Annotated in this window: 11 protein-coding genes; 5 read left to right on the forward strand and 6 right to left on the reverse strand. The window is 57.1% G+C overall.

Features of this window, described 5'->3' with window-relative positions:
• Positions 1-6: 6 nt before the first annotated feature.
• Complete coding sequence (dacB, locus tag K8V32_RS11135) at positions 7-1,560, reverse strand: D-alanyl-D-alanine carboxypeptidase/D-alanyl-D-alanine endopeptidase (RefSeq protein ID WP_303907292.1); 1,554 nt, start codon at positions 1,558-1,560, stop codon at positions 7-9.
• 162 nt (positions 1,561-1,722) lie between these two features.
• Here dacB and K8V32_RS11140 point away from each other — a divergent pair, with 162 nt between their 5' ends.
• Both K8V32_RS11140 and K8V32_RS11145 read left to right on the forward strand, forming a co-directional pair.
• A complete protein-coding gene (locus K8V32_RS11140; protein WP_303907295.1) occupies positions 1,723-2,202 on the forward strand; it encodes an inorganic diphosphatase in 480 nt (159 codons plus the stop codon).
• Between the two features lie 185 nt (positions 2,203-2,387).
• Positions 2,388-3,065, forward strand: a complete 678-nt coding sequence (locus tag K8V32_RS11145) for a hypothetical protein (protein ID WP_303907298.1) — start codon at positions 2,388-2,390, stop codon at positions 3,063-3,065.
• A 72-nt stretch (positions 3,066-3,137) separates the two neighbouring features.
• On the opposite strand, the gene K8V32_RS11150 is transcribed toward K8V32_RS11145, so the two are convergent.
• Together K8V32_RS11150 and serS are read right to left on the reverse strand one after the other, a co-directional pair.
• Positions 3,138-3,929 (reverse strand): HAD family hydrolase, encoded by a 792-nt coding sequence (locus tag K8V32_RS11150; protein ID WP_303907301.1) that lies wholly within the window; start codon positions 3,927-3,929, stop codon positions 3,138-3,140.
• 184 nt (positions 3,930-4,113) lie between these two features.
• Positions 4,114-5,394: a serine--tRNA ligase gene (gene serS / locus K8V32_RS11155; RefSeq protein WP_303907304.1), complete on the reverse strand. Its 1,281-nt coding sequence runs from the start codon at positions 5,392-5,394 to the stop codon at positions 4,114-4,116.
• A 44-nt stretch (positions 5,395-5,438) separates the two neighbouring features.
• On the opposite strand from serS, the gene K8V32_RS11160 reads away from it, so the two are divergent.
• On the forward strand, positions 5,439-6,563 hold the full coding sequence (locus K8V32_RS11160) for a diacylglycerol/lipid kinase family protein (RefSeq protein WP_303907308.1): 1,125 nt from the start codon (positions 5,439-5,441) through the stop codon (positions 6,561-6,563).
• 62 nt (positions 6,564-6,625) lie between these two features.
• Here K8V32_RS11160 and pheA read toward each other — a convergent pair whose 3' ends face one another.
• Together pheA and K8V32_RS11170 are read right to left on the reverse strand one after the other, a co-directional pair.
• Positions 6,626-7,570, reverse strand: a complete 945-nt coding sequence (gene pheA, locus K8V32_RS11165) for a prephenate dehydratase (protein ID WP_303907311.1) — start codon at positions 7,568-7,570, stop codon at positions 6,626-6,628.
• Positions 7,571-7,610: 40 nt separating this feature from the next.
• On the reverse strand, positions 7,611-7,937 hold the full coding sequence (locus K8V32_RS11170) for a rhodanese-like domain-containing protein (protein ID WP_303907314.1): 327 nt from the start codon (positions 7,935-7,937) through the stop codon (positions 7,611-7,613).
• A gap of 82 nt (positions 7,938-8,019) precedes the next feature.
• Here K8V32_RS11170 and K8V32_RS11175 point away from each other — a divergent pair, with 82 nt between their 5' ends.
• Together K8V32_RS11175 and K8V32_RS11180 are read left to right on the forward strand one after the other, a co-directional pair.
• On the forward strand, positions 8,020-9,423 hold the full coding sequence (locus K8V32_RS11175) for an amidase (protein WP_303907317.1): 1,404 nt from the start codon (positions 8,020-8,022) through the stop codon (positions 9,421-9,423).
• Between the two features lie 72 nt (positions 9,424-9,495).
• Positions 9,496-9,945 carry an acyl-CoA thioesterase gene (locus tag K8V32_RS11180; RefSeq protein ID WP_303907319.1) on the forward strand — a complete coding sequence of 150 codons (450 nt, stop codon included), beginning with the start codon at positions 9,496-9,498 and terminating at the stop codon, positions 9,943-9,945.
• 20 nt (positions 9,946-9,965) lie between these two features.
• On the opposite strand, the gene K8V32_RS11185 is transcribed toward K8V32_RS11180, so the two are convergent.
• A partial coding sequence (locus tag K8V32_RS11185) for a DUF6318 family protein (protein WP_303907322.1) occupies positions 9,966-10,267 on the reverse strand: 302 nt, incomplete at its 5' end.

Raw genomic sequence — 10,267 nt, forward strand, 5'->3', positions numbered from 1 at the left:
CGTTGCTCACTTGCTGCATCCGCAGTCGGTTAGTACCTCGGCAAGGCGGTCTTGTTCTTCCCTGGCTGCCGCGTAATCGCCGTCGGCTCCACTGGTGTTCATGGCAAACCAGAGGGTCCGGCCATCGGCGGTCACGGTGAGTCCGGCGTTTGAGCTTGCCACTTCCAGTGTGCCGGTTTTGGAACGTACCACGCCCGAATATGGTGCTTGGGTCATGCGGTTTCGCATGGTTCCGTCAAAGCCGGCGATCGTGAGGGTGTGGAATATTGGGCGGAATTGTTCATTGGTCAGCATCAGGTCAAACAGTTGCACGGTGGCATCAAGCGTAGCCCGGTTATTGGGTGACAGTCCGCTGTTATCAACAAAGTGTAGGTGTTCGGCGTCGAGGCCGAGCTCTTGCAGGGTGGTGATAGTGGTCGCGGTGGAACCGGTGAAATCGGGGGTTGCGCCAGCTGCCAGTGCGGCTTCGCGCCCGAATATTTCAAACAGCATGTTATTGGAGTGTTTCATGGCAAATCGCAGCTGTTCGCCCAGGGTAGCAGACTGCACGCTGGCCACCGGTGCCGTTTCGGTTGGTTGGGTTGTGCGCCCGGCATTGGAAAATTCGACGTCGTAGCCGGCTTGTGCGGCGGCTTCGGTCAGACGCTGGGCGAAGGCAGCCGTGGCATAGGCGGCGCCGTCTTCTACGGCCTCACTGGCCAGTTGTGGGTCGGTGACGAATCCGCCCCAGGTGTTGAGCGGATAGACGGGTGAAACCCAGCCGCCGGTCATGAGGCCTTCGGTCCACGTCGGGTGTGTAAATGGCTGTGCGTAACGTGAGACGTCAACCCGGACGTCGATGACACCGCTTTGGGCAACGTCTTGTTGGATGGCTTCCCAGGTTTTATTGGCCAGATCGGCAAGGCCCGCGTAGCCAACGGTTTCGCCGGTGCTTTCACCGTTGGATAGCAGTCCGTCTCCCCCACCAATCAGGGTGACGCCTTGGGCTGGATCATAGGTTGCTGAAGTGGTGAACCGGTGGCTGGTATCCAGGTGATGCAGGGTATTGATGGCGGTGAATAATTTGAGGGTTGATGCTGGCACGATGGCATCTTGACCCCCGACGTCGTATAAGGTGGCGCCGGTTGCGGCATCGACCACCAGCATTCGGTGGTTCAAGGCCAGGTTGGCGCGAGCCTCGTCCAGGGCGGTGGTGAGCTGGCCGGTATCTGGGATTGGCGCGTTGACGTTGATGAGTTTGTCGACGTCGTCGGCCACCTGATCACGGTCGGTGGTATTTTCAGGTGGCAGCGCAATCGGGTCGGTTGCATAAATTTTTGGCTCGCCAACCCAGGTTTTGGTAGGTGCCGGGCGTGTTCCCGGGGTGATGAGGTCGCGCATGTGGTGGTACCAGTCGGCAGCCTGCACCCGGATGACGTCGGCATTGGGTGGGGCATAGGCCTTGGTCATCCCGCCGCCTGCCACAACTCCCAGCACGATGCCCAGGATCCAAGGCAACCAGCGGCGTCGAGCTGAGCTAGCGATTTTGGCACGCCGTCCGGACGGTTTCGATGCCATCATGGTTTCACCTGAACAACTGGTTTCGCGTTAGCCTGTTTAATGTTTGCACCCTTTGAGCACATTTGGGTTATTCACCTGCGGACGTAATAACCTTAGATCAAGCATACGCTTGCCCCAAGTCATTCGGTTCGGCAAGTCTTACCACCAACAGATGGAGAAATAATGCAGCACGACGTCACCATTGAGATCCCTGCCGGTTCGCGCGTCAAATATGAGATTAACGAACAGACCGGCCGTTTGCAGCTGGATCGTATTCTGTTTACTTCCATGGAATACCCGACTCACTACGGGTTCTTTGAGAACACCCTGGGCGAAGATGGTGACCCGTTGGACGCGCTGGTCTATTTGCCTGGCTTTGATCTGTTGCCTGGCGTGGTCGTTGAAGCACGCCCCATCGGGATTTTTTCAATGACCGACGACGGCGGTGGCGACGATAAGGTCCTGTGCGTACCAAATGACCCACGCTATGCTCACATTCAGGAACTTGACGATATCGATGAATACCTGATCAAGGAAATCGAACACTTCTTTACCCGCTATAAGGATCTGGAACCAGGTAAATGGGTCAAGGCCGAAGGGTGGAAGGACCGTGCCGCGGCTGAAGCTGAACTGCAAGCTTCTATCGATCGTTTCAAGGGTTAAAACAGCCCAAAATCTGCTGCCATCTGTTGAAATCGGATGGTTTTTGAGCAATTTCGCCACAAGATAATTCAAAAAATTTCGTGTGCTTTGCAACACGTCAAACGCCGTGGGAATCCGTTCTCGCGGCGTTTTGTCGTTTTCCACAACAAAATTTTTTCGCCATCTCACCCACTTTCACTTGAGTTATGTCGCACAAGACCGCTATGACGTGCCAAGATGGAACCATGTTTGTTGTGACCATGACCCAGCGTTCCGCGGAACCCAGTGAACAACGCGTGTCAGATTTCCACCAAGACCTGAAACAATTGCTTAGAGACGAGCTGCCCGCTTCGCGTTCCTCGGATCCGCTGGTCTATCGCCAGGTGTTTACTGCGGCGTCTCCGGCGGTTGAAATGGCCTTATATGCGATGCGGTTGGGCACCTGGAATGTGGGTATCGGAGTAGGTTCTGCAACCGAGCGCGATGACGAACTCGTCGGCCCGGGTGTGCGAGCCGCGGACTTGGCTGTTTCACTTGCGGCAAAACAAGGTCAGCTGGTGTCATTGCGCATTGAGGCGGCCAAGCCTCCGCGCGGTGTCGAACAAACCCAGTTGGGTAACCATGTCCAAAGCGTTTTGCAGTTACTTGGTCACGTGGTGTCGCGGCGTTCGGCGGCGGAATGGGCGGTCTTGGACCGGCTCGAACCGGGTGTTCGCGGTCAACAGCGTCGTGTAGCCCAAGAATTAGGGATGACCGTGCAAGCGGTGTCACAAGCCATTAAGCGGTCTTTATATAACACCGAACATGAAGTCCGCAGCGCAGTTATTTTACTTTTAGAACAGGCCGAGGCCGCCGTCAATATCCAATCCAATAGCGGCATGTAACAACAATGACGGCGACCACACGGTTTGCTGTGTGTCGGCCCGTTTTGCGATTGAGCGCAGGGTGCGTGCGGCTTAGCACAGGGTGCGGAGCACCGTGGCCAGTCCGCCGTCATGGACGGTGCCGGTAATTTCGTCGGCTACCTGTTTGACTTCCATGGGGGCCTGTCCCATGGCAACTCCGCGGCCGGCCCACTCCAGCATTTCTACGTCGTTGAAACCGTCACCGATGGCAACAGTGTCGGCTGGGTCAACATGCAGAATCTGGCGCAGTGATTCAAGCCCGGAAGCTTTCGAAACGCCAGCACCCGCCACATCGAGCCAGGCGTTATAGCCAACGGAGTACGTAATACCTTGCAAGCCCAGCGACTCGATGGCCGAGGCGAATTCGCGGGTTGAGTCGCCTTGAGAGAAGACAACGAGACGAACGGCCGTGGTTTCTTGCAGTTCTTCGAATGTCACACCGGTTGCTTGAACACCGAAACTAAAGTCTTGGAAGCGTTCGGTTGATAAGTAATTTCCGTCGTCGTCCTCAATGGCGAATCTGGCGGTTGGGACACGGTCGCGCAGTTTTTCTAAAACGGACGACGGGTCGAAGGTACTGCGGGCCACGATCTCGTAGCCTTCTTCGAGTTCGGAGTCGAGGCGCAGTGAGACCCCACCGTTGGAACACACCGAGTACCCGCAGTGCAGGCCGATGTCCCGAATGATCGGCAAGGTGGCGTGAAATGCCCGGCCGGTGGCGATCAGTACGTGGTGGCCAGCTTCCATGACATTGATAATTTCGGCACGCACTTCTGGGTACATGTGGCCATCGAAGTCCACGATCGTGCCGTCTACGTCTAAACAGACCATCTTTTTCTTCATGCACTCTAGTCAACCATGTTGGGCAACGCTGTGATGAACCAATGGCGAATTGAGCTGAACTTGACGGTAAATATGGCAAGTTTGCGCGACCGTTGAGTCGTTTGGGTACCAAACAGCCCAATTCCCGGCAGCTGGGGAATTGGGCTGTGCGGTGAGATTGCTGACTTGCTGCCCGCCAGCAACGTTAGGCGAGGGGCTCCAGTATGGTTTTGCCGCCCATGTATGGTTGCAGGGCTGTTGGTACGTTCACGGAGCCGTCTTTATTCTGGTGGTTTTCCAGGATCGCGACCAGCCAGCGGGTGGTGGCCAGGGTGCCATTGAGGGTTGCGGCAATGCGGGTACCGGCCTTGGCGCCGTCGTCGTTAAACATGCGCTGACGAACATTATGACGCCGGGCCTGGAATGTTGTGCAGTTTGAGGTTGAGGTCAGCTCGCGGTAGGCGTCTTGGGTTGGAACCCATGCTTCGCAATCAAATTTGCGGGCAGCCGAGGGGCCGAGGTCACCGGCGGCGGTGTCGATGACCCGGTATGGGACCTCGATCTTGGCGAGCATTTCTTCTTCCCAGGCTAACAGGCGCTCGTGTTCGGCTTCGGCTTCTTCTGGGGTGGTGTAGATGAACATTTCCAGTTTATTGAACTGGTGGACACGAATGATGCCGCGGGTGTCTTTACCGGCCGAGCCGGCTTCACGACGGTAGCAGGTTGAGTAGCCGGCGAAGCGTACTGGCCCATCGGACAGGTCCAGAATTTCATCGGCATAGTAGCCGGCTAAGGCGACCTCGGAGGTCCCCACCAGGTATAGGTCATCTTTTTCGATGCGGTAGATTTCGTCATCGTGTTCGACGTTGAATCCTGTGCCGTTCATGATTTCTGGGCGCACCAGGGTCGGTGTGATGATCGGGGTGAACCCGGATTCTACGGCTTGGGCCATGCCCATCTGGGTGAGTGCCATTTCAAGTTGGGCACCTACACCTTTGAGGAAGTAGAAGCGCGAACCGGAGACTTTGGCCCCGCGTTCCATGTCAATGGCGCCCAGCATTTCGCCCAGTTCAAGGTGATCGCGGGGTTCGAAATCAAATTCGGGCAACTCCCCTACGGTTTTGAGGACCTCGAAGTTCTCCTCCCCGCCCGATGGGATGCCTTCGATAATAAGGTTGGGGAATACGTTGTTGAGGTCTTCGACCAGCTGGTTCTTGGCGTCAGCATCGGCCTCGGCAGCTTTGACGTTGGCGGCAAGCTCTTTGGCTTGGTCCAGCAGGGCTTGTTTTTCTTCGCCTTTGGCAGGGCCAATCTTTTTTGACAGCACTTTCTGCTCGGCACGCAGGTTCTCAAAATTCTGCAGTGCGGCGCGGCGGGCGGCGTCGGCGTCGATGATCTGATCCACCAGCGATTCGTCGGCTTCACGAGCTCGCTGCGAGGCGCGATACAGTTCAGGGTTTTCGGCAAGATGCTTTACGTCAATCACATGCTTTAGCCTACCCGAGCCGAGTGTAACCTACACTGGTTGACATGACTCCGTTAACGATTGTGCTGCTCGTGGTGGCCGTGTGCGCCGTCATTGGCACAATCGTGGCCCTGGTGGCCTGGCGAAGGGCCCTGGACCGGGCCAAGCGGGCTGAGACGGTGAACCGGGATCTGTCCGGGCAGCTGTCCCACGCTTATGAGTTACCCCAGGTGGCGTCGATTTTGGGCGTGCCGAATCGGGTTGCGCTGGTATATAACCCGTCAAAGGCGGCTTCAGATCAGGTGTTGCCCCTGGTGGTCCAAGCCTGCGGGCTCTTTGGGTTACCGGAGCCAAAGTTTTATGAGACTGACAGCCAGGATTCCGGGTTGTCGGCTGTGCAACAGGCCGTGGACGACGGCGCCCAGCTGGTGTTGATTGCCGGCGGTGACGGCACGGTTCGAGCCGCGGCAAAAGTGCTGGTCAGCACGGATGTGCAGATGGCGATTATTCCTACGGGGACCGGCAATTTATTGGCCCGGAACTTGGATCTGCCGTTTAGTGATGTTCAGGAATGTGTCTATACAGCGTTTAACGGCCAGGTGCGCCCGATCGATGTTGTCTCCTTGGACATCCTGTATGAGGATGGCGCCCAGGATCATTTGGTGTCCACGGTGATTGCTGGCGCCGGCTTTGACGCTGAGATTATGCATTCGACGTCGGATCGGCTCAAGGCAGCCGCCGGCTGGCTGGCCTATACCGAGGCCGGGGTTCGTAAGTTGCGCGGCAAACGGCACACGGTGACCGTGGTTCCACAAGATGATGAGGCCAAACGATACCGGGTTCGGTCGGCGATGATTGCCAATTGTGGGATTCTGACCGGTGGCATCAATATGGTGCCCGAAGCTGTTATCGACGACGGACTTTTGGATGTCGCCCTGTTAGATCCGCGCAATCTGGTGGACTGGATTCAGGTAGCTGCAGCAACGCTTGTACCCAAACAGAAAGCCGCTCGAGTCACAACGTTTCCCACCCGGAAGTGCAAGCTGGTCTTTGACGAACCATTGGTGGCTCAAATTGATGGGGATCCGATCCCCAAAACCAAACAAATCGTAGCTGAGACTATTCCGCGGTCATTGCAAGTGCGAGTGCCCGTGCCACCACCGACTGACAGTTCACGACAACAGAACTAACGCCAACAGCACAGCACCAATCAGTTCAGTACCGCTCAGTACAGTACCGCTCAGTACTAATTTCATTGGTCACCGGTAGGTGACCAGTCTAGGATGCTGCGCACCCAGGCCCGGCCGCGCTGATACGCCTCGTCGGTGGTGTATTCCGGAATCACATACGGTACGCCTTCGGCGCGTGGATAGGAACCTAAGAATCGTACGCCCGGGAACATTCGGTACAGTGCGGCCAGTGCGGCAGAAACTCGTTCATCGGCCAGGTGGCCTTCAAGGTCGATTGAGAAGAAGTATTTGCCTAAGTATTCGCCGGTGGGCCGAGATTCAATACGCGACAGGTTGACCCCGCGGGTAGAGAACTGGTTCATAATTTGGACCAGCGCGCCGGGGCGGTCTTCGGGCAGTGGAACCACCAGTGAGGTTTTGTCGGATCCGGTGGGTTGGGGTAGCCGCCCGGCCCGGGCTACGACCACAAATCGGGTTACCGCGCCTGCGGTGTCTTCAATGCCCTCGGCCAGAATCGGCAGGTCCAGTTTCTTGGCCAGGTGCGGGGCACATACTGCGGCGTCATAGGTTGTCGTGTGGTCCAGTAGCCCGTGCGCCCCGGCTGCCGTGGAGGCGGCTTGCACGTAGGCGGCATTAGGAATATTGGCTTCGGCCCAGATGCGCACTTGCGCCCAGGCGTGGGTGTGGGTGGCAACGCTGTGCAGCTCGGTGAGTTCTCGCGGCCCGTCGGGGCGACCGACCAGCATGAACGAAATGGGCACGAGCACTTCGCGGATAATGTGCAGTTCATCGCCCGAGGCGATCGCATCAAGTGTTGCGGTTACGCCGCCTTCCACCGAATTTTCAATCGGGACGACGGCGGCGTCAACCTCGCCGCTGCGGACCTGATTCAACGCGGTAATGACCGAGCCGAGTGGGACTTGTTGGGCCCCGTCGGCTTCGGGTACCCGGTTCAGGGCGGCTTCGGTGAATGTGCCCTCGGGGCCAAGATACGCAAACGACTTCATAACTGCCCATCTTAGCCACCCGAAAACACCGTGGGTGCTTTTAGCGCACGATTGGTTCTGCCCCGGTTTCGGACACCAGCGGTTTGTCGGCTTCCAGCCAGGCGCCGCACCCACCGGCAACGTTGACGGCCGAGTAACCGTGCATTTCCATGTACGGGGTGGCTCGGGCGGAGCGGCCTCCGGTGCGGCAGATGACGTAATAGTCGGTATCGGGGTCCAGTTCTTCGATGCGCAAGGGCAGTTGGTCTAAGGGAATATTGATGGCGCCAGGGATGTGGCCGGCGTCGAATTCATATGGATCACGCACATCGAGGATGTTGGCGTCGTCGGGCACTTGGTCTACGGTGAGGGTTTCAAAGTCGTTCATGGGGCCTATGGTAAACCAGAAAAATGCTTGGCTACCAGTAAAAGCCACACGATTCGACCCGTTGGCGTATACAGTTGAATCCATGACTGAACATCACGCTTTCGGTTCGCTGTCCGCACGCCAGTTGCGAGATGCGATTGCCGCCGGTACCTATACTGCCCGTCAAGTCACCGAATATTATCTTTCCGTGATTCACCAGCGCACCGATCTGGGTGCTTTTATGGCCGTGTATGACGACGCCGCGCTGGCTCGTGCAGATGAGCTAGACGAGGCCTATGCGGCCACCGGTGTGGTCGGGCCACTGCACGGGCTGCCACTAGCTTTTAAGGACACGGTCAACGTGGCCGGGATGGTCACCACATTTGGCTCCAGGTTATTCGCCGATACCGAGCCGCAGCTTGAAGACGATCCTATTTCGTTGAATATGAATACCGCCGGGGTGGTGCAGGTCGGTAAGACCACACTGCCTGAGTTCGCGCTGTCGTGTCACTCGGATAATGTGATCTCCGAGCCGGCTCGCAATCCACGAAACCCGGAACTGACCGCGGGTGGTTCTTCCGGTGGGGCTGCTGCCGCAGTTGCGGCTGGGATGTTGCCGGTTGCCCCGGGTACCGATGGTGGCGGGTCGATTCGTATTCCTGCTGCCGCCACCGGCATTGTTGGGCTTAAGCCTGGCCGTGGCACAATTCCAACCGATGAGCAGAATGACGGCGTCAAAAACCTGTCGGTTACCGGTCCGCTGGCTCGCACTGTCGAAGACGCTGCGCTGTTGATGGATGCGCTGGTGGATCCGACCCAGCCCAATGGCCGGTATCTGGCCGCCGCCCAGCAGGGTCGGGAATCAGCCGGTGACCTGTCAATCGGTTACACCACGGCTTCCCCGTTCCAGCCGGATCTTGAGATTACTTTGTCGCAGTCAGCGGTCCAAGCGTTGACCCTTGCGGTGACGCTGCTGAGTAAAGAGGGCTTATCGATTGAGGAAATGAGCTTTTCTTACCGCGGCGGTTACCATAAGAATTTCCAAACGGTCTGGACTCAAGGTCTAACGCGCATTCCCCTCCCCGAGGGCGCCGAAGACCGGATGGAGGCACTGGCTCAGGACTTTTTGAAACAGGCCCACGAGCGCACCCAAGAACAGTATGAGGCCGCAGTTGCTGAATTATCGGATTGGGCTGCTGATACTCGTCGTCAGTTTTCTGCCTATGACGTGGTACTGACCCCGGTGTTGGCATTTACCCCGCCGCCGGTCGGAACATTTTCGGCGATGCAAGGCCAAGACGATTATGAATACCAGTGCAAGTTCACCCCATATACTTCGATGATCAACGTGATGGGGCTACCGGCCATCTCGATTCCGATCAAAGACGATGACAACGGTATGTCGTGGTCTATTCAGGCGGTCGGGCGTGCGGGAACCGAGGGCCAGTTGCTGCGTCTGGGGGCTCGGCTTGAGGCTCTGGTAGCAGGCGGCAAGCCTGCAGAATAATACTGCATCTGTCAGCGCAAATTGTGAGCGGGGTTATCGCCATATGCGGTGGCTGAAACTACAGTTTGGCATATGAGTGATTCAGCGATTCATCCCCAAACCCAACAGTTCAGTGTCCTTGATGATGGCATGAACTTCCACACCCGTAAATGGGTCAAGCCGGAAGATCTTAATGCCAATGGCACCCTATTCGGCGGTGCGCTGCTGCGCTGGATTGACGAAGAAGCCGCGATCTATGCGATCCTGCAGATGGGAAACCATCGTGCGGTGACCAAGATGATGTCGGAAATTAACTTCGTAGCCTCCGCCTCGCAAGGCGACATGATCGAAATGGGTCTCAAGGCCACACATTTTGGTCGTACCTCGATGACGATGCGCGCCGTCGTCCGCAATATGATTACCCGCAAGGTGATCTTGAGCATTGATAAAATCGTGTTCGTCTCCCTGGGCGAAGATGGGAAACCACAACCGCACGGGTACACCGACATTTCTTATGATCGCGAACGGCTACCCACCCGGTAGTTTGGGTAGCCGCCCGGCGGTTATTCATCGAATGCTGAATCGACGTCTAACCAGTCGATGACCCACTGGCCGTCGTCTTCGTCGTAGACCATCTCCACCCACCAGCCGGCAGATTCTCCGCCTTCGATGCTGGCATCCTCATTGAGCACGCCATCTTCGTAGAATTGGCTGGCTGGTTCCTGCATTTTGAATAGGACGGCGGTCCAGGCTTCGTCGCTGTCCTCGTCGAAGTTTTGTTGGACCTCACCAATCTGGATGCTGGTTTCGCCATCTAAGACCGCCCAGGCGCCGTCGGCATAGATTTGTTCCCATTTATAAATCA

The organism is Enteractinococcus helveticum (assembly GCF_020742345.1).
GTDB lineage: Bacteria > Actinomycetota > Actinomycetes > Actinomycetales > Micrococcaceae > Yaniella > Yaniella helvetica_A.